Source organism: Phycicoccus ginsengisoli (assembly GCF_054779295.1).
The window spans coordinates 341,511-359,409 of sequence record NZ_BAAGYN010000004.1 but is presented as its reverse complement, the minus strand read 5'-3'; the positions used below and the strand labels follow the sequence as shown (position 1 = coordinate 359,409).

The 17,899-nt window shown below is 74.7% G+C and carries 20 protein-coding genes; 9 read left to right on the top strand and 11 right to left on the bottom strand.

Translation table 11 applies throughout. The features are described from left to right. Positions 1-7: 7 nt before the first annotated feature. The gene (locus ACYVDO_RS09075) at positions 8-967 is read right to left on the bottom strand and encodes a helix-turn-helix transcriptional regulator (protein WP_460934940.1); all 960 of its coding nucleotides are present in this window, start codon (positions 965-967) and stop codon (positions 8-10) included. 57 nt (positions 968-1,024) lie between these two features. Between ACYVDO_RS09075 and ACYVDO_RS09070 the strand changes: the two genes are divergently transcribed. Genes ACYVDO_RS09070 through ACYVDO_RS09060 form a run of 3 tightly spaced genes read left to right on the top strand, consistent with a single transcriptional unit; the run spans position 1,025 to position 3,161 of the window. Beyond that, entirely contained in the window at positions 1,025-1,597 is a 573-nt protein-coding gene (locus tag ACYVDO_RS09070) for a dienelactone hydrolase family protein (RefSeq protein WP_460934938.1), read from the top strand. 2 nt (positions 1,598-1,599) lie between these two features. Further along, the gene (locus ACYVDO_RS09065) at positions 1,600-2,493 is read left to right on the top strand and encodes a DinB family protein (protein WP_460934936.1); all 894 of its coding nucleotides are present in this window, start codon (positions 1,600-1,602) and stop codon (positions 2,491-2,493) included. Continuing rightward, a complete protein-coding gene (locus ACYVDO_RS09060) occupies positions 2,490-3,161 on the top strand; it encodes a mycothiol transferase (RefSeq protein ID WP_460934934.1) in 672 nt (223 codons plus the stop codon). The genes ACYVDO_RS09065 and ACYVDO_RS09060 overlap by 4 nt, the downstream gene beginning before the upstream one ends. On the opposite strand, the gene ACYVDO_RS09055 is transcribed toward ACYVDO_RS09060, so the two are convergent. The 5 genes from ACYVDO_RS09055 to ACYVDO_RS09035 all read right to left on the bottom strand — a co-directional run bounded on the left by ACYVDO_RS09055 (position 3,130) and on the right by ACYVDO_RS09035 (position 7,033). After that, positions 3,130-3,735 (bottom strand): GNAT family N-acetyltransferase, encoded by a 606-nt coding sequence (locus ACYVDO_RS09055; protein ID WP_460934932.1) that lies wholly within the window; start codon positions 3,733-3,735, stop codon positions 3,130-3,132. The two genes, ACYVDO_RS09060 and ACYVDO_RS09055, sit on opposite strands and share 32 nt — an antisense overlap. Positions 3,736-3,798: 63 nt before the next feature. Beyond that, entirely contained in the window at positions 3,799-5,010 is a 1,212-nt protein-coding gene (locus tag ACYVDO_RS09050) for an ATP-binding protein (RefSeq protein ID WP_460934930.1), read from the bottom strand. 66 nt (positions 5,011-5,076) lie between these two features. Further along, positions 5,077-5,934, bottom strand: coding sequence for an alpha/beta fold hydrolase (locus ACYVDO_RS09045; protein WP_460934928.1), 858 nt, complete (start codon positions 5,932-5,934; stop codon positions 5,077-5,079). Between the two features lie 228 nt (positions 5,935-6,162). Further along, entirely contained in the window at positions 6,163-6,690 is a 528-nt protein-coding gene (locus ACYVDO_RS09040; protein ID WP_460934926.1) for a DUF3806 domain-containing protein, read from the bottom strand. A gap of 16 nt (positions 6,691-6,706) precedes the next feature. Continuing rightward, positions 6,707-7,033 carry a rhodanese-like domain-containing protein gene (locus ACYVDO_RS09035; protein WP_460934924.1) on the bottom strand — a complete coding sequence of 109 codons (327 nt, stop codon included), beginning with the start codon at positions 7,031-7,033 and terminating at the stop codon, positions 6,707-6,709. A gap of 54 nt (positions 7,034-7,087) precedes the next feature. Between ACYVDO_RS09035 and ACYVDO_RS09030 the strand changes: the two genes are divergently transcribed. Next, the gene (locus tag ACYVDO_RS09030) at positions 7,088-8,095 is read left to right on the top strand and encodes an aminoglycoside phosphotransferase family protein (RefSeq protein WP_460934922.1); all 1,008 of its coding nucleotides are present in this window, start codon (positions 7,088-7,090) and stop codon (positions 8,093-8,095) included. On the opposite strand, the gene ACYVDO_RS09025 is transcribed toward ACYVDO_RS09030, so the two are convergent. From ACYVDO_RS09025 to ACYVDO_RS09010, 4 genes are all read right to left on the bottom strand, one after another. Beyond that, positions 8,088-8,948 carry an Fpg/Nei family DNA glycosylase gene (locus ACYVDO_RS09025; protein WP_460934920.1) on the bottom strand — a complete coding sequence of 287 codons (861 nt, stop codon included), beginning with the start codon at positions 8,946-8,948 and terminating at the stop codon, positions 8,088-8,090. The two genes, ACYVDO_RS09030 and ACYVDO_RS09025, sit on opposite strands and share 8 nt — an antisense overlap. Before the next feature lie 12 nt (positions 8,949-8,960). Further along, complete coding sequence (locus ACYVDO_RS09020; RefSeq protein WP_460934918.1) at positions 8,961-10,043, bottom strand: App1 family protein; 1,083 nt, start codon at positions 10,041-10,043, stop codon at positions 8,961-8,963. 191 nt (positions 10,044-10,234) lie between these two features. Continuing rightward, positions 10,235-10,858: a hypothetical protein gene (locus ACYVDO_RS09015; protein ID WP_460934916.1), complete on the bottom strand. Its 624-nt coding sequence runs from the start codon at positions 10,856-10,858 to the stop codon at positions 10,235-10,237. 168 nt (positions 10,859-11,026) lie between these two features. Beyond that, positions 11,027-11,758, bottom strand: a complete 732-nt coding sequence (locus tag ACYVDO_RS09010) for a GAF and ANTAR domain-containing protein (RefSeq protein ID WP_460934914.1) — start codon at positions 11,756-11,758, stop codon at positions 11,027-11,029. A gap of 112 nt (positions 11,759-11,870) precedes the next feature. On the opposite strand from ACYVDO_RS09010, the gene ACYVDO_RS09005 reads away from it, so the two are divergent. Continuing rightward, on the top strand, positions 11,871-12,755 hold the full coding sequence (locus ACYVDO_RS09005; RefSeq protein WP_460934912.1) for a carbohydrate kinase family protein: 885 nt from the start codon (positions 11,871-11,873) through the stop codon (positions 12,753-12,755). Between the two features lie 26 nt (positions 12,756-12,781). After that, positions 12,782-13,618 carry a fructosamine kinase family protein gene (locus tag ACYVDO_RS09000; protein ID WP_460934910.1) on the top strand — a complete coding sequence of 279 codons (837 nt, stop codon included), beginning with the start codon at positions 12,782-12,784 and terminating at the stop codon, positions 13,616-13,618. Positions 13,619-13,627: 9 nt separating this feature from the next. On the opposite strand, the gene ACYVDO_RS08995 is transcribed toward ACYVDO_RS09000, so the two are convergent. Continuing rightward, on the bottom strand, positions 13,628-14,137 hold the full coding sequence (locus tag ACYVDO_RS08995; protein WP_460934908.1) for a mycothiol transferase: 510 nt from the start codon (positions 14,135-14,137) through the stop codon (positions 13,628-13,630). 181 nt (positions 14,138-14,318) lie between these two features. Here ACYVDO_RS08995 and soxR point away from each other — a divergent pair, with 181 nt between their 5' ends. From soxR to ACYVDO_RS08980, 3 genes are all read left to right on the top strand, one after another. Beyond that, the gene (soxR, locus tag ACYVDO_RS08990; protein WP_460934906.1) at positions 14,319-14,825 is read left to right on the top strand and encodes a redox-sensitive transcriptional activator SoxR; all 507 of its coding nucleotides are present in this window, start codon (positions 14,319-14,321) and stop codon (positions 14,823-14,825) included. Further along, entirely contained in the window at positions 14,822-15,550 is a 729-nt protein-coding gene (locus ACYVDO_RS08985; RefSeq protein WP_460934904.1) for an endonuclease/exonuclease/phosphatase family protein, read from the top strand. The genes soxR and ACYVDO_RS08985 overlap by 4 nt, the downstream gene beginning before the upstream one ends. A gap of 99 nt (positions 15,551-15,649) precedes the next feature. Continuing rightward, positions 15,650-17,890 carry an MMPL family transporter gene (locus ACYVDO_RS08980; RefSeq protein ID WP_460934902.1) on the top strand — a complete coding sequence of 747 codons (2,241 nt, stop codon included), beginning with the start codon at positions 15,650-15,652 and terminating at the stop codon, positions 17,888-17,890. Positions 17,891-17,899: the final 9 nt, after the last annotated feature.

Genomic DNA, 17,899 nt, shown 5'->3' with positions numbered 1-17,899 from the left:
TCCGCGGTCAGTGCTCGGGACAGGCGAGGAGTAGCCGCTGCGCGAGGGCGCGGGTCGCGGCCCGAACCTCCTCGCCCCGCACCACGCGGTAGCCCACGGGCAGGTGGGCGAGGTCCGCGGCGTACCCGCTCGGGTTGCTCGTGCTGCCCACGACCCGGCACCGGCCCTCGTCCACGGGCTCGACCCGGCCCATGGTCCGGGGCAGCCAGCGCTCCACCCTCTCCGCCGGGGCCTGCACTTCCACCTCGACCTCGAACTCCCAGCCGGCGGCGAGGTTCTCCTCCAGGGCCCGGACGGGGTCGAGCCCCGCCGGCGGGGCGAAGGTCGTCTCGAGCGGCTCGACGTCCAGCACCCGGTCGACGCGGTAGGTGCGGGGCGCGCCCGAGGTGACCGAGTGGCACAGGAGGTACCACCGGCTGTGCCGGACGACCACGGCCCAGGGCTCCACCTCGAGCGACAGGTCCCGCCCCGCCTCGGTGCGGTAGCCCAGCCGCACCCGGTGGTGGTCCGCACACGCCCGTACGAGGGTCACCGTGGTGTCCGGCCGCGGCCGGGCGGCGCCACGGTCGGGGACGGGGGCCGTGGTCCTGCGCACCACTTCCGCCTGTGCCGCAACGGATTCCGGCAGGGTGCGCAGGATCTTGGCGAGGGCGCCCCCCACCGGGTCCGAGACGTCGCCGGCGTCGTGGTGCCCGTCGAGCACGGCCATCACCAGCCCGAGCGTCTCAGCCGGGGTGAAGACGAGCGGGGCCGACCGCAGCCCGCGTCCCGGACGGTACCCACCGGCCGGGCCGCTGACCGAGGTGATGGGTATGCCGGCCTCGCGCAGCGTCGCGACGTACCGCCGGGCTGCGCGGGGCGTCACCCCGAGCCGGTCGGCGATCCGCTCGGCGGTGATGCCCGGCTGGCTCTGGACCAGCTCCAGGGTGACGAGGGCGCGGGCGGTGGGGCTGGCGTCGGGGTCCACGAGGTCGATTCTCGACGCGGACGCGAACCGTCCGCAATGGGTCCTAGCGTGTCCGCCATGACCGAGATCGTGCTGTTCCACCACATCCAGGGCCTGACCCCCGGCGTCGTCGAGTTCGCCGACGCGCTGCGCGCGGCGGGCCACACCGTCCACACCCCGGACCTGTTCGAGGGGCGCACCTTCGCCTCGATCGAGGAGGGCCAGGCCCACTGCCAGGAGGTCGGCTTCGAGGCGATCCGCGAGCGCGGCGTCGCCTCCGTGCAGGAGCTGCCCGCGGAGCTCGTCTACGGCGGCTTCTCGCTCGGCTGCATGCCGGCGCAGAAGCTCGTGCAGACCCGTGCGGGTGCGCGCGCGGCCCTGCTCTACCACGGCTTCGCCGACCCGTCCTGGTTCGGCACCTGGCCCGAGGGCGTCCCCGTGCAGATCCACGCCATGGACGCCGACCCGTTCTTCGTCGACGAGGGCGACATCGACGCGGCGCGGCCGTTCGTCGAGGCCCACGAGGGCGCGGAGCTGTTCCTGTACCCCGGTGACGGCCACCTGTTCGCCGACAGCTCGCTGGCCGGGTACGACGCCGGCGCCACGAAGCTCGTGCTCGAACGCTCGCTCGAGCTGCTCGCGAGGCTGTGACCGTGGCCGGTCCGGCGCAGCGGGAGGGGCTGCCGGAGGGACTGCCGGGCGGACTGCCGCCCAGGCAGGCCCGGACCTTCCGGGACGAGCAGCTGCTGGGGGCGACGTTCGAGCACGTGGACCTGTCGGGCGCACGGTTCGACCGGGTCGACCTCACCGGGGCCAGGCTGCAGATGGTGGACCTCGCCGACGCCGAGGTCCGGGACACCGCGTTCCGCAACGTCCGCCTGCGCGGCGTCGAGCTGCATGACGTCGAGATCAACGGCGAGCTCGAGAACGTGCGGGTCAACGGTGTCGACATCGGCCCGCTCGTGTCGGCCGAGCTCGACCGACTCCACCCGGAACGGACCAGGCTGCGCCCCACCGACCCGCAGGGCTACCGCGAGGCCTGGGCGGTCCTCGAGGACCTGTGGACCGGGACCGTCGAGCGCGCCCGGCGGCTCGAGGCGGTCGACCCCGGGCTGCTGCACGAGGGCGTCGACGGCGAGTGGTCCTTCGTCGAGACGCTGCGGCACCTGGCGTTCGCCACGAGCTCGTGGCTGCGCCGGGCGCTCCTCGGCGACCCCTCCCCGTGGCACCCCCTCGAGCTGCCCTGGGACACCATGCCCGACACCCCCGGGGTGCCGCGCGACCGGGAGGTGCGGCCGTCCCTCGACGAGGCCCTCGAGCTGCGCCTCGCCCGCAGCAGCGAGGTCGCGGCATACCTGGCCACCCTCACCGACGAGCAGCTCGCCGGTCGGACCGATCCGCTCGCGGGCACCGGGTGGCCGCCCGAGGGGTCGCAGTTCCCGGTGAAGGACTGCCTCGACGTGCTGCTCAACGAGGAGTGGTGGCACCGGCAGTTCGCCGAGCGCGACCTCGCCGTGCTCAAGGCCCGTCAGGAGGAGAAGCGATGACCGACAGGCCGCCCACAGGCGCCACCGTGGCAGGCAGCCAACCGCCAGCAGACACCGACCCGCGCCCCGGGTCCGACGAGACTCCTTGGGAGCCGCCGCTCGCCGGCGGCGAGGCCGAGGCGCTGCTCGGCGCGCTCGACCGGTTGCGCTGGACCTTCCGGTACAAGACCGACGGGCTCGGCGCCGACGGGTTGGGTCAGCGTGTCGGCGCGTCGTCCCTGACTCTCGGCCGGCTGCTCAAGCACCTGGCCGTTGCCGAGGACCACGCGTTCCACACCAAGCTCGACGGCTCCACCCTGCCGCCGGTGTGGGACGGCAACGGCTGGGACGACGACCCGGACTGGGAGATCACCTCGGCCGGCGCGGACGAGCCGGCGCAGCTCTACGCCTACTGGGACGACGCGGTCGCGCGGTCGCGCGAGCGGGTGCGGGCGGCCCTCGCGCGGGGCCGCCTCGACCAGGAGGTGCACGCCGCGACCGACGCCGGCGAGCACGCCAACCTGCGGCGGCTGCTCTGCGACATGGTGGAGGAGTACGGCCGCCACACCGGCCACGCCGACCTGCTCCGCGAGGCGGTCGACGGCCGGGTCGGCGAGGACCCACCGCCCGGCTGGCGCCCGGTCTCGGGTCGAGCGGTCAGCCGGCAGGGGCGACCGTCCGGCTCATGACGCAGTTGCGCGTGCCCTTGGGCCGGTCGTAGCTGAAGCCCGCGCGCTCGAACAGGGCGCGGGTCCCGCTGTAGAGCACCGAGACCTTCGCCCCGTCGTTGTCGTGGGGGTAGGCCTCGACGAGCCCACCGCCCGCGGCCGCCACGAGGGCGAGCACCCCCTGCACGGCCACGGCCGACACCCCGGAGCGCCGGTAGCGCTTGTCGACGAACAGGCAGGTGATCCGGTAGTCGGGGTCGCGCTCGCTCGTCTCGTCGTACTCCTTGCGGTGGTAGATGTTCGGCAGCTCGGACGGGCTGCCGTACTGGCACCAGGCGACGGCATCCTCGCCGTCGAACACGAGGGCGGCATGGGCACCCCCGGTGCGGACCAGGCGCTCCTTGAGCTCTCGGTTCCGCTCCGGGTCGTAGGTCTTCTCCGCGGCCATCGTGTGGAAGTACGTGCACCAGCACCCGCCGAAGACCCCGTTGTGGCGCTCCATGAGCGCTGCGTATGCCGGCCAGCTCGTCGCGTCGAGCGGCCTCACCGTGAGCGCGCCCGGGTCGACGGCCGTCGCCTTCGTCGTCCTCGTCATGGGCTCACGGTAGGCCGGTTCGCGGACGAGGGGCGTCCTGGACGCCGGCCGACAGGGAAAGGGTCAAGCGGTCGTGCGCAGGTAGCGGCCGAAGTGGGGCACGGTGAACGCGATGCGCCCACGCTCGCCGGAGTAGATGAGCCCCTTCTTGAGCAGCGCGTCCCGGGCAGGGGAGAGCGACTGGGGCTTGCGGCCGAGGACCGTCGCCACCTCCGAGGTCGCGACCGACTCGATGTCGTCGAGGTCGCCGCCGGCCTCCACGGCCGCGGTCGCGGCATCGGCCATGGCCCTGAGGTACTCGCGCTCGGCCGGCGTCGCCCGCTCGTACCGCGACCCGAAGAAGCCGACGGCGAGCTCCGCCTCGGCCTCGGGAGCCGCCACCGCGACGTCGTCGACGGTGATCGGCGTGCGCGGCGCGACGTCCCACGCGACCTTTCCGTACGCCTGGATGAAGTACGGGTAGCCGGCGGTCGCGGCATACATCGCGTCGAGGGCCTCCGGCGTGAACCCGGCGTCCTCGTCCTCAGCCGGTGCGACGAGGGCGAGGTCGGCCGCCGAGCGGTCGAGCCGGTCGATGCGCTGGTACCGGAACAGTCGCTCGGAGTACGACTTGCTCGCCGACAGCACGGCGGGCAGGTGCGGCAGCCCGGCGCCGACGACGATCACGGGCAGCCCGGACTGGCTGATCTCGTGGCAGGCCGCGCACAGCGCGGAGACGTCCTCCGGCCCGAGGTCCTGCATCTCGTCGATGAAGACGGCCACGCCGCGACCGACGTCCGCGGCGAGGCCGCCCACGTCGGTGAGCAGCTCGACGAGGTCGATCTCGATGTCGCCGGAGTCGGCACGGCCGGAGGCGGCGGGGGCGTCGATCCCGGGGTTCCACCGCTCGCGCAGCTTGGCGCCGGGCGCGGTGTCGCGCTGGGCGAACGCCTTGATGACGCCGAGCACCTGGTCGACCTCGTCGCCCGCCGGGTGCCCGAGCTCGCGGACCGCGACGTGCAGGGCGGCCGAGAGGGGTCGGCGCAGCCGCTGGTCGGGCCGGGCCTCGAGCTTGCCGGTGCCCCAGTGCGAGCGGACCGCGGCCGAGCGCAGCGCGTTGAGCAGCACCGTCTTGCCGACACCGCGCAGCCCGGTGAGCACGACCGACCGTTCGGGCCGGCCCCGGGAGACGCGTTCGAGGACGACGTCGAAGGCGTGCAGCTGCTCGTCGCGCCCGGCGAGCTCGGGCGGGCGCTGCCCGGCGCCGGGGGCGTACGGGTTCCGGATCGGGTCCACGATCGCAGCGTATGGGGGTCTCTAGCGGATCCTCGATATTTGCGGATACGAGTCCAGCGTGTCGGATCACGCCGGGCGGTGGGTGCGAGGGGCGCCCTCCCGCCGCGCCACCCACCCGAGCACGTCCTTGGGCACCCGCCCGGTGGAGGCTGCCCGCATGTGGCCCATGCCGCGGTACCAGACCAGGGTGCAGTCGGGGATCTGCTCACTCGTCCGCCGCACCGCCTCCCGGGAGAAGAACAGGTCCCGGTCGCCGCAGAGCATGAGCACGGGCACGTTGATCCGCGGGAGGACGGGGCGGGCGTCGAAGGCCTCCTCCGCGTCCGCCTCGACCCGCAGGTCACCGGCCGGGACCGACGCATCGGCGAAGAGGCGCCCGGCCAGCGGCCCCAGCGCCCGGCGGAGGCCGGCAGCCCTGGGCCCGGGCAGCAGGTACTCGAGGAAGGCGGACCCCGCGTCCGCGTGGCGACCGTCGGCCCGGGCCCGCGCCCACCGCACGTCGATGTCCGTCCCCTCGGGAGTGACGGTGGCCGCGGCCACGAGGACGACGACCCTGCGGACCACGTCCGGGTGCTCGGCCGCCACGTGCAGCGCGATCATCCCGCCGTACGACTCCCCGATGAGCAGGTCGACCGGAGACCCGACGTGCCCCTCGATGAACCGGGCGCAGTCGGCCGCCATGTCGGCGACGGTGTGGCCGGCCGGCATGCCCCGCGGACGGGTGATGGTCCACACGGCGTACCCGGCGCGCACGAAGGGCGTGAACCGCGCCTCGGTGAACCGCGCGAAGAGGCCGCTCGGCAGCCGGCTGCCGGGCCCGCCCGGGAGGTTCACCAGCGTCCGGGGTCCCTCACCGAGGACCGCGTACTCGATGCCGCTCGCCGAGGTGCCGGTCCGGCGTGGAGGTCGTGCGGAGCGTCCCACCGCCCCAGCGTCACCCGCCGCGGGCGCCGGCGGGTCCCCCGAAAGGACGACGGAGCGGCACGGGGGCGTGGGGAGCGGGGAGCGGGGAGCGGGAGCGGGCGCGGGGGAGCGCACGGGCAGTGCCGTCCGTGCTGCGTCACTGATACGCCGGGTGCATCAGTGACGCAGTCCCGGCACGACTCGATGGTCGGGCGCCCGGCGCCCAGCGCCCGGCCCCCGGCGCTGGCCTCAGCGGCGGTTGCGGCGACGGACCATGTGGCCCACGACGGCCGGGATCCAGCCGGTCTCACCGCGCATCCACCGGCCGGCCACGAGGTTGTGCGGCACGACGACGAACGTCCCCTTGAAGCCCTCGGTCAGCGCCAGGTCGGTGCCGAAGACGTCGGTCACCACCTGCCAGTCGAGGTCGGTGTGGCGGTCGAGGTGCTCGCCGATGCCGAGCGCGTACCGCTCCACGACCGCGGCATGGTCCGGACGCGACCCCTCGGGCGACTGCTCCCAGCTCCGGTAGGCCGCGTCCAGCCCGGCCGAGAGCGAGTCGAGGTCGTCGACGTCGACGCGTTCGGCCGCCAGGGCCTCGAGCGCGGCGGCGATGCGCGCGCGCTCGTCCGCGCCGAGGGGCGCCACGACCGGCCGCAGCGACGCCCCGTCGTCCACGAGCGAGGCGCCGGCTGCCGACGGGTCGAGGGTGTCGCCGGTGTCACCGGCCTCCTCGGGTCCGGCGTCGTCGGCGCGACGCCGGCCGAACCACGCCATGGCGGGGCCGCCGGCCCTACTTGACCGTCGCGGGACCGTCGTCGGCCACGAGCTCCTTGCCCGCGCCCTCCCACGCCTTCATCCCGCCGTCGAGGTTCGCCACGTCGAAACCCTGCTGGGACAGCCACGCCACCGCCCGCGAGGACCGGCCGCCGCTGCGGCACACCACGGCCAGCGTGGCCGCGTCGGTGTCGGGCAGGGCGTCGAGCCGCGACGGCAGGTCGCCGAGCGGGATGTGGACGGCACCCGGCGCGTGGCCGGCGTCCCACTCGTCCTGCTCGCGCACGTCGAGGAGGACGGCGTCGTCGGCGACGTCGTGCACGGAGACCTGGGGAATGTCCATGCGCCCATGAAACCACCCCTGCCGGCGGGTCCGCCCGCCGGTAGCGTGCCGCGGGTGCAGGGGACGGCGAGGGACATCACACGGGTCGTGGCCGCGGCCGAACGGGGCCTGCGCCACCACCCCGACCCGGGCCCCGCCCTCGACCGGCTGGCGGAGCGGCTCACCGAGGTCGTCGGCCGGTGGGACCTCGTGCTGGAGGAGGTCTACGGCGAGGGACTGGGCGTGCCGGTGGTGGCCGTCACCACCGGTGGGCGGCCGGCGGTGCTCAAGCTCGAGGGGACCGGCGACGCCTTCCGCAGCCAGGTCGCGACCCTGCTCGCCGCGGAGGGCCGGGGGTATGCCGCGGTGCTCGCGTCCGACGTCGACCTCGGCGCGGTGCTGCTGGAGCGGCTCGGGCCGAGCCTCGCCTCGGCCGGACTGCCGCCGCGGGAGCAGGTGGCCCACCTCATGGGGCCGGTGCAGCGCACCTGGCAGCTGACCCTCGGCGCCGTCCCCGCCGGAGCCCCGTCGCACCTGCCCGGGGGTAGCAAGGCCGAGCAGCTCGCCCACGTCCTGCGCACCCTGCCCGCCCGCGTGCTGTCGCCCGAGCAGCGGGAGGGCTGGGCCCCGGCACTCGCCGAGGCCGCCCGGCTCGCCGACCACTTGGCCGCGACCCGCGACCCGCCGGGCGAGGTCCTGTGCCACGGCGACCCCCATCCCGGCAACGCGCTGCTGGTGCCGGACGCACCGGCCGGCGCCCCGGCGTACCGGCTCGTGGACCCGGACGGGCTCGTGACCGAGCGGGAGTACGACCTCGGGGTCGTGCTGCGCGACGTCAGCCGCGAGCTGCTCGCGTCGGACGGCCCCGGCGCCGCGCGCGAGCTGCACGACGCCCTGTGCCGGCAGGCGGCCGCCGCGACCGGCACCGACGGCGAGCGGGTGCGGCAGTGGGCGTTCGTGGAGCGGGTGACGACCGGGCTGTACCTGCAGTGGTTCCGCGACGAGGACACGGCGGAGTCGTTCCTGGACTCGGCGATGCTGCTGTGCGGGGTGGCCGCCCAGCCCGGACCGCGCGCTACTTGAGCAGGCGGGACATCCGACGGTCCGCCAACGGCTTGCCGCCGGTCTGGCAGGTCGCGCAGTACTGCAGCGAGGAGTCCGCGAACGACACCTCGCGCACGGTGTCGCCACACACCGGGCAGGTCTCGCCCGTGCGGCCGTGCACGCGCATCCCGGCCCGCTTGGCGTCCTTGAGCTCGGCCGCCGGCTTGCCCGAGGCTGCGGCCACCGCGCCCGCGAGCGTCTCGCGCAGCGCGGCATACAACCGGTCCACGGCCTCCTCGTCGAGGCTGGACGCCATCGCGAACGGCGACATCTTCGCGACGTGCAGGATCTCGTCGGAGTAGGCGTTGCCGATGCCGGCGATGAAGCCCTGGTCGCGCAGCAGCCCCTTGACCTGGGCCCGCCGCCCGGCGAGCAGCGCGCCGAACGCCTCGCGGGTGAAGTCGTCGGAGAGGGGGTCGGGCCCCAGCGTCGCGATGCCCGGGACGTCGTGGGGGTCGCGGACGAGGTAGGCCGCGAGCCGCTTCTTCGTGCCCGCCTCGGTGAGGTCGAAGCCCGAGCCGTCGGAGAAGCGGGTGCGCAGCGCGATCGGGGACTTACCCGGGCGCAGGACGGTGTTGGGCATGGCATCGGACCACCGCAACCAGCCCGCCCGCGCGAGGTGGAAGACGAGGTGGATCCCGTCGCAGTCGAGGTCGACGAACTTGCCGTGCCGCGACACCGAGTCGACCGGCACGCCGGCGAGCGCCTGCGGCGGCGGGTCGAACGTCTTGAGCACCGAGAACGACCCCAGCTCGACCCCGGTCACGGCCAGCCCGGCGGTCCGCTCGGCGAGGAAGTCGACGAGCGCCTGGACCTCGGGCAGCTCCGGCACGACGCCAGTCTGTCAGAGGCTGCCGTCACCGGCCGGGGTTCGCAGGGCCACCCGCAGCAGCTGCAGCAGCCCGTACCCGTCACCGGCACGACACACCGGGACGTCCTTCTCGTGCCGGTCGCGCGAGGGGGTGAGCTCCTCGAGCGACACCGGTATGCCGTGCGACAGCACCTGCTCGGACGGCGTCAGCTCGCGGATCGCGATGGCCTCGACGCGGTCCGGCCGCTGCCGGGCGAAGTCGCCGTAGATCTTCGGGTCGTGCTGGCCGTCGTCGCCGACGAGGACCCAGCGGATGTGCGGGAACTCGTTCGCGAGGCGGTGCAGGCAGGCCCGCTTGTGGTCCTGGCCGCTGCGGAACCAGCCGGTGTTCGTCGGGCCCCAGTCGGTGAGCAGGAGCGGTCCCGCCGGGTAACCGTGGCGGCGCAGGAACCGGGTCAGGGTGGGGGCGGTGTTCCAGGCCCCGGTGGAGAGGTAGACCATCGGCGCCCCCGGGGACGCCGCCAGCAGCTCGCGGTACATCGTCGCCATGCCGGGGACGACGTGGCGCGCGTTCTCGCTCTTCACGAACGTGTTCCAGGCGGCGATCATCGGCCGCGGCAGCGAGGTCGAGATGACGGTGTCGTCGATGTCGCTGATCAGCCCGAGCCGCTGGTCCGCACCGACGAGCACCACCGCTGCCTGCACGGTCTCGGCGTCCGGGGAGCTGATGGTCGCCTCGGCCCAGCCGGGGGGCAGCCCGTGGTCCTTGATCTTGACGTCGATGTAGCCGCTGCGGTCGGTGCGGGTGTGGATGCGCTTGCGCCCCAGGACGATCGTCACCGGGACGTTCATGGCGGGCGCCGTGATGAAGGCGCGCCACCCACGCCTTTCCTCCTCGGCCGAGCGCAGCTGGGCGGCCGAGGCGCCGGCGTCCTCACGCTGCCCGTCGGTGTTGCGCCGGGTCAGCAGCACGCGGCCCAGGATCCGGGCCCACTCCTCGCTGCCGTACCCCGTGTGCGCCACGACCCGCGTCTGCCAGCCCCGGCCGCGGAGCACGGCGTCGACCCGGCGGTGCCAGGCGTCCTCGACGATGGCGGCGGCGTGCGGTCGGGCCATGGCACGACCCTACGTTCTCGGGAGCCTGGCCGCGCCCGCGCCCGCGCCCCGCGCCCCGCGCCGGCGCCCCGCGCCCGCGTCCCGGCCCCGACCCGGCGCCACCGGGCCGCGCCCTCCTGCCACGGGGCCCGCGCCCTCCCCTGAGGGGGACGCTGCCCGGGCGGCTGGTGGGGGACCCTCCCGGCTGCGCGTCAGGGCCGGGAGAGCACGGTGCGGAACTGGTCGACGAGCCGGTCGCCGGTCGCACCGAGGCCGTCGAACTCGAAGACCTTGGTCCCACGGCTGGCGAGCAGCAGCGGGCCCGCGCCCCGGTCGAGGTCCTCGGCGAGCATGACGTCGTCGGCGGCCAGCTGGGCGGCCCGCTCGCTGTCGGCGAAGAGCTCGATGGCCGGGGCGTCGAGCTCGAGGGCCGTCGCCAGGCGACCCAGCACCCCCGGCTCGTCGAGGGCGTGGCCGCCCTCGAAGAACTCGCGCTGCACGGCCTCGAGCACCCCCGGCACGCTCGCGTGCTCCGAGGCGAGGAGGGCGATGACGGCGGCGGCGACGCGGGGCGCGGCATACCTCCCGGTCTGCACCACCTCGACGTCGACGAGGGGGCCAGCGGCCCGCAGGACGGCGCTGACGGACGGCAGGTACGCGAACGCGGAGGGGTCGTAGAGGTCGACCAGGTAGACCAGGAGCGTCGAGTGGTCGACCGGTTCGGCGGCGGCGCCGGGGTCGTGCAGCCGGGTCAGGTGGTCGCTCGGTGCGCGCCCACCGTGCAGCGTCCCGGTGTCGGCGAGGCCGCGCACGTGCGCCCGCCTCTGCCGGTGCACGCACCACGCGTCGACACCCCACCCTGACGGCCGGACGCCGCGCTCCGGCGAGCCATGGCAACAGCCACGAATCCCACCACTCATGTGCACCTCCTCGGACCGACAAAAAAAGCAACCGGTTCGGCCTCATGGCCGGACCCGGTTGCTTCAGGTGGTCTCGAGACTAGCTCACATCGCCTCGGAACGGGAAGAAGTGACCTCTGCCACCACCTGGGCGGCGAGCACCCGGAGCTTGAGGTTCTGCTCCTGGGACTGCCTGCGCAGCAGCTCGAAGGCGACGAGCTCATCGATTCCGTGGCGGCCCATGAGCACCCCCTTGGCCTGCTCGATGACGGCCCGGCTGGCCATGGCCTGCTCCATCTGGGCCGCCACCGCGCGGGCCCCCGCGAGCTCCACCGCGGCCCCGATGGCCTCGGCCGCGCGGCCGGCGGCGATCCGCACGACGGCGATGTCGACCACGTCGAAGGCGTTGCGCTGGTGGGCATAGAGGTTGAGGGCGCCGAAGCGCCGGCCGGCGGACGTGAGGGGCACGGCCAACAGGGTCTGGACCTCGCCCGGGTCGCACCCGGCGATGAACGCGGGCCAGCGCTCCTCGCCGCCACTGAGGTCGACGAGGTTCTCGCGCCCGTTGCGGAAGGCGTCGAGGCACGGCCCGTCGCCAACGGCGTACTGGACGGCGTCGATCTCGAGCGTGCCAGCGGTCGTGTAGGCCGCGGTGCGCGGCCGGTCCTCCATGACGACGGTGACGCCCACGGCGTCGCACCCGTCGATGGTGCGGTTGACCGACTGCACCAGGCGCTCGAGGTAGGGGGTGAGGTCGTCGAGCCCGTCGAGGGAGCCGGCGAGGTCGTCCATCAGCCGCTGGGCGGCGTCAAGGCCCTGCGTCGTCTCCGTGTCCACAGGAGAACGGTATACCGGGTCCCGGGGCCTCCACTGCCGTTCCGCGCACCGGGATCCGCCGGGGGTTCGACACGGATCGCGTGGGGTGCCGGCGCGGGGGCAGGATGGACCGGTGAGCGCACCCGTGGCCGCCGTCATCGGCGGCGTCAGCTGGAACCACGTCATCGACGTGCCCAGGCTGCCCCGCGGTCGCACCGAGACGATCGTCGCGACCGCCTCACGCACCGGCATCGGCGCGACCGGCTCGGGCAAGGCGCTCAACCTCGCCCGGCTCGGGTTCGAGACCCGGCTGCACGCCCTGGTCGGCGAGGACGACGAGGGCGACCTGGCCGTCGACACCCTCGAGGCCGCCGGGGTGCGGGTGCACCGCGTCCCCGACCCCCGGGGCACCGAGCGGCACGTCAACCTGATGGACCCGCAGGGGCGGCGCACCAGCATCTACGTCAACGACAGCAGTGCCGACCCGCCGGTCACGACCGAGGACCTCGGCGACTTCGTCCAGGGTGCCGACTACACGTGGGTCAACCTCTCGAACTACGCGCGCCGTGCCCTGCCCGCCCTCGCCGACCGGGCGATGCCCGCGTGGGTCGACATCCACGACTGGGACGGCGTCTCGGCCCACCACCAGGACTTCGTCGACGCGGCGGCCTACCTGTTCATGTCCGACGAGGGCCATCCCGACGCCCTGGGCCTGGCGGCGATGCTGGCACCGTCCCGGGAACTCGTCGTCGTCACCCACGGGAGCCGGGGCGCGACCGCCTTCGTCGGCGCGGACGACCCCGTCCACGTCCCGGCTCGCCCGGTGGAGGCGCTCGACCCCAACGGTGCGGGCGACGCGTTCTGTGCCGGGGTGATGTACGGGCACAGCCGTGGGTGGGACTGGCGCCGCTCGCTGGAGGCGGGTGCCGTGGTCGCCGCCGGCTGTGTCGCCTCGTCCCACCTCGCCGACCCCGGCCTCACGCCCGAGCTGGTGGACCGGCTCGTGGACGCCGGGTGAGGGCGGGGGTCCGCGGTGAGGTTCCGGTGACGGACGGCGAGCGCGCCGGTGGCGAGGGCACAGGCGGCGCGGGAGCGGGTGGCGAGGGCCCGGGCGGCGAGGTGTTCCGCAAGGGGAGCGCCACCGCCCCGTCGGGCTACTTCCGCTGGGAGGCCGCCGGGCTCGCCTGGCTGGGGGCTGCGCCGGGGGGCGCCCCGGTCGCCGAGGTCCTCGACGAGGGGGCGGACCACCTCGACCTGCGCCGGCTCACCTTCGCCAACCCGGACCCGGCGATGGCCGAGGCCCTGGGGGCCGGGCTCGCCCGCACCCACGACGCCGGGGCGCCCGCCTTCGGGTCCGGCCCGGCCGGCTGGGAGGGCGACGGCTGGCTCGGGCCGGTCTCCGAGCTGCTGCCGCTGCCACTGCGCCCGGTCGGGTCCTGGGGGGAGTTCTATGCCGGGCAGCGCCTCCTGCCCGCGCTCGCGATGGCGGTCGATAGGGGTGTCTACCGCAGATCCGATACTGCGGTGGTGGAGGCCGTCGCACGCCGGGTGGCCCGGGGGGAGTTCGACGACGGCAGCAGCCCGGCCCGGATCCACGGTGACCTGTGGTCCGGCAACGTCGTCTGGACCCCGCGCGGGGGAGTGCTCATCGACCCGGCGGCGCACGGCGGCCACCGGGAGACCGACCTGGCGATGCTCGCGCTGTTCGGCTGCCCCCACTGGGACTTCGTCATCGGCGGCTACCTCGAGCACCACCGGCTGGACTCCGAGTGGCCCCAGCGGGTGGCGCTGCACCAGCTGCACCCCCTGCTCGTGCACGCCGTGCTGTTCGGCGGCGACTACCCGCACCGCGCCCTGGAGCTGGCCCGGCGCTACCGCTGAGCGGTCGGCTCAGGCGTCTTCGAGCAGGCCGCGGACGAAGGCCGCCTGCCCGACGTGCTGCTGGTCGTCGTTGACGACGCTCACGAGCCGGACCCCGAGGGTGACCGGCGGGTCCCAGCGCTCGTCGACGACCCGGGACAGGTCGTCCGGCGACAGGGTCGCGACGTAGCCGACGGTCTGCTCGTGGACCGCGTCGAGGTAGCCGGTGAGCTGGTCGGCGGTGAGGCCCCGGACGGCGGCGACGTCCTGCGACGACTGCCCGTAGCCCGTCGCCTCGGGGCCGAACGGGAGCCCGAACCGGCCGTGCCAGTCCTGGGCCGTCCACACCTGCTCGAGGCCCGCGACGTCCGCGACGTGGTCGTCCTGGACCCGGGCCAGGTGCCAGACGAGCCACGCGATGGAGTTGGCGTGGGGCGTCGGCCGGGTCGCCAGCTGGTCGGGGTCGAGGCCCTCGACGGCGTGGTGCGCCCCGTCCCGGATCCGTTCGAACGCGTCCACGAGCAGCTCTCCCAGGGTCATGCTCCCGACCCTAGGCGGCTCCTCCGCGGCTCGCGCGTCGGACCGGGCGTCCGGACCCCGCGTCCGGACCCCGCGTCCAGCCCCCGCGTCCAGCCCCCGCGGCGGCGCCGGCCCGAGCCGCCGGCGCGAGCCGCCGGGGCGCCTCCTCGGGCCCGCGCTAGGGTTGAAGAGCACTCGAAGTATGAGTCCGACGAGCACCGGAGGTGCAGTGGTGGACGCCCGCGACGTGCTCACGGTCTCGCAGGTGGCGGCCCGCAGCGGGTTCGCCGCCTCGGCCCTGCGGTTCTACGAGAGCGAGGGCCTCATCCGGGCGAGCCGGACACCGGGCGGACAGCGCCGGTACGAGCGCAGCGTGCTGCGCCGGCTGGCGTTCATCCGGGCCGCCGCCAACGTCGGCCTCTCGCTGGAGGAGATCCGCGAACAGCTCGACGGGCTCCCGGCCGGACGCACCCCGGCCAAGTCGGACTGGCACCGCATCTCCGCGCACTGGCGCGGCCGCCTCGACGAGCAGGTCGCTGCCCTGGAGGCCCTGCGCGACAAGCTCGACTCCTGCATCGGCTGCGGCTGCCTGTCGCTCAAGCAGTGCGCGATCTCCAACCCCGCGGACGAGGCGGGCGGGTCGCAGGAGGCGCCGGGCGCGGCCTACCTGCCCCGGCTCCTGCGCCGCCCGCCGCGGGCGGCGCCGTGACGACGCGACTGGTCCTGCTGACCTACAACATCCACGGCGGCATCGGCGTCGACGGTGTGCTCGACCTCCCGCGGATCGCCGACGTCGTCGAGGCCAGCGGAGCCCAGGTCGTGGCCCTGCAGGAGGTGGACCGGCACCTACGCGCCCAGAGCCGCTACGAGGACCAGGCGGCGCTGCTCGCCGACCGGCTCGGCATGCACCTGGCGTATGCCGTGTGCGTGGACCGGGAGCCGGAACGCCCGGGCGCGCCGCGGCGCCAGTACGGCACCGCCCTGCTGACCACCCTGCCCCTGGAGGGGGCGAGGACCACGCTCCTGCCCTGCTTCGAGGGGAGCGAGCAGCGCGGGCTGCTCGACGCCACGGTCCGCGTGGACGGCCTGGCCCTCCGGGTGCTCGGCACGCACCTGCAGTGGGACCGGGAGGACGAGCGGGTGGAGCAGGCGCGGGTGGTGGTCGACGCCCTCGACGACCGGCCGACGGTGCTGCTCGGCGACCTCAACACCGAGCCCGGCTCGCCGACCCACCGGCTGCTGGCGCAACGACTGGTGGACGCGTGGGAGGTGGTCGGCGAAGGTCGCGGTCACACGTGGGACACCGACGACCCACCGCGGCGGATCGACTACGTGTGGTGCGGCGGCGGCGTGCGGCCCGTCGCGGCCCGGGTGCTCCCGTCCGTCGCGTCCGACCACGCCGCGCTGCGGGTCGAGGTCGAGCTGCCCGGCTGAGGCGGGCCGTGAAGGCTGCCCCAAGCCGATCCCAAGTGGCTCTCAAGCGGGTGCGCCGACGCTGGTCCCGACCAGTCAACCTCCGCACAAGGACCACCCATGTCTCGCTTCCTCTTCCGCCTCGGCCGTGGTGCCGCGGCCCACCCCTGGCGGACGATCTCCGCCTGGGTCCTGCTCGCCGGCCTCGTCGCCGGGCTCGCCGGCGCCGTCGGCGGCACCCCGCAGGACGACTACGACGTGCCGGGCGCCCGCGCACAGGTCGGCATCGACCAGCTGCGCGCCCACCTGCCGGCCGCGGGCAACGCCGCCGCCCGTGTCGTCGTGCACGACCGCGACGCGATCCCCGTCACCGCGGCCGCCCTCGACACCCTGACCTCCCGGCTGGCGTCCATGCCGCACGTGGTGCTCGTGGAGCCGGCGCAGCGCTCCGCCGACGGGGACACGGCGGTCGTGACCGTGCACTACGGGGTGCCCGTCACCGACTCCGACCTCATGGGCAACCTCGCACCGCTCGACGCGGCCGTGGCCCCGCTGAGGTCGTCGGGCCTGCAGGTGGAGCTCGGGGGCGACGTCCCCGAGAGCGCCGCCGCGCCGATGGCCGGCCGTGGGGAGCTGATCGGCGTGCTCGCCGCCCTCGTGGTCCTCGTCCTGGCGTTCGGCTCCGTCGTCAGTGCCGGGCTGCCCATCGCCACGGCCCTGGTGGGACTCGGCGTCGGGTCGGCCGGCGTCACCCTGCTCGCGGCCGTGACGGACGTGTCCACCGCGGCGCCCATGGTGGCGACCATGGTCGGCCTGGGCGTCGGCATCGACTACGCCCTGCTGCTGCTCACCCGCCACGCGGAGTTCGTCGCCGCGGGGGTGCCCGTCGTCGAGGCGGCGGGTCGCGCCGCCGCCACCGCGGGCCGGTCGGTGGTCTTCGCCGCCAGCACCGTCCTCGTCTCGCTCCTGGGGCTGCGCCTCGCGGGCCTGCCCGTCTACAGCTCGTTCGGGTTCGCCACGGCCATCGCCGTCGTCTCGGTGGCGGCGGCGTCCCTGACGCTCGTCCCGGTGCTGTGCCGGTTCGCCGGGCAGCGGGTGCTGCCGCGGCGGCTCCGGCGCTCCGGTCACCCCTCCCGGTGGCGCGTGCGGCCCACGCCGCTGACCGCCCGGTGGGCGGCCCGGGTCGCCCGTCGACCGCTCGTCTGGGCGATGACGGCAACCGTTGCCCTGCTCGCCCTGGCCGTGCCGGCCCTCGACATGCGCACCTGGCCCCAGGACCCGAGCAGCCAGCCCACGTCGGTCACGACCCGCCGCGCGTACGACCTGGTGAGCACCGAGTTCGGTCCGGGCAGCAACGGGCCGCTGACGGTCGTCGCCGACCGGTCACGGCTGTCCGACGACCGCGTGGCACGGCTCGCCGCCGGCCTGGACGCCCGGCCAGACATCGCCGCGGTCACCCCGGTGGTCACCTCACCCGACGGGGCGCTCGCCGTCTTCGACGCCGTGCCGGCCTTCGGTCCCACCGACGAGCGTACGGGTGACCTCGTCCACAGCGTGCGCAGCGTGCTCCCGCCCGGCGCCGAGCTCACCGGTGGCACGCCGTTCTTCTCCGACATCTCGGACCTGCTGGCTCACCGCCTGTGGCTGGTCATCGCGTTCGTCGTCGGGGTCTCGGTCCTGCTGCTGGCGATGGTCTTCCGCTCGGTGGTGGTCCCGGTCAAGGCGGCCGTGATGAACCTGCTGAGCATCGGCGCCGCGTACGGCGTGATGACCGCTGTCTTCCAGTGGGGCTGGGCCACCGACCTGCTCGGCCTCGACCACGCCCAGCCGGTCTCGAGCTGGGTGCCGATCCTGATGTTCGCCATCCTCTTCGGCCTGTCCATGGACTACGAGGTGTTCCTGCTCTCGCGGATCCGCGAGGACTGGCTGTCCACCGGTGACAGCAGGTCCAGTGTCGTTCGGGGGCTGTCGGCCACCGGCCGGGTCATCACGAGCGCTGCCGCCATCATGGTCGCCGTCTTCCTCGGCTTCGCCAGCGAGGTCGACGTCGTCGTCAAGCAGCTCGGGATCGGCATGGCCGCCGCCATCCTCCTCGACGCGACCGTCGTCCGGATGGTGCTCGTCCCGGCCACCATGTCGCTGCTCGGTGACTGGAACTGGTGGCTGCCGAGGTGGCTCGACCGCCTCCTGCCGACCGTCCACGTCGAGGCGACGGGGGAGCCCCTGGCCACCGACGGCGCTCCGGCGACCGGGACCGCCGACCCGGCGACCCCCGGCGCTCGACCGGGCCTGCGACCGACACCGCTGGCGCCATCCCATCCCGCAGCCGACGACGAGCCCGAGCTCGTCGGCGTGCCCTGACCGATCCTT

Coding starts and splice junctions, on each gene's coding strand:
- ACYVDO_RS09055 (WP_460934932.1), bottom strand. CDS start 3,735: ATGACGAGGACGACGAAGGCGACGGCCGTCGACCCGGGCGCGCTCACG.
- ACYVDO_RS08995 (WP_460934908.1), bottom strand. CDS start 14,137: ATGACCCTGGGAGAGCTGCTCGTGGACGCGTTCGAACGGATCCGGGAC.
- soxR (WP_460934906.1), top strand. CDS start 14,319: ATGAGTCCGACGAGCACCGGAGGTGCAGTGGTGGACGCCCGCGACGTG.
- ACYVDO_RS09060 (WP_460934934.1), top strand. CDS start 2,490: ATGACCGACAGGCCGCCCACAGGCGCCACCGTGGCAGGCAGCCAACCG.
- ACYVDO_RS09020 (WP_460934918.1), bottom strand. CDS start 10,043: ATGGCCCGACCGCACGCCGCCGCCATCGTCGAGGACGCCTGGCACCGC.
- ACYVDO_RS09040 (WP_460934926.1), bottom strand. CDS start 6,690: ATGGCGTGGTTCGGCCGGCGTCGCGCCGACGACGCCGGACCCGAGGAG.
- ACYVDO_RS08980 (WP_460934902.1), top strand. CDS start 15,650: ATGTCTCGCTTCCTCTTCCGCCTCGGCCGTGGTGCCGCGGCCCACCCC.
- ACYVDO_RS09070 (WP_460934938.1), top strand. CDS start 1,025: ATGACCGAGATCGTGCTGTTCCACCACATCCAGGGCCTGACCCCCGGC.
- ACYVDO_RS09035 (WP_460934924.1), bottom strand. CDS start 7,033: ATGGACATTCCCCAGGTCTCCGTGCACGACGTCGCCGACGACGCCGTC.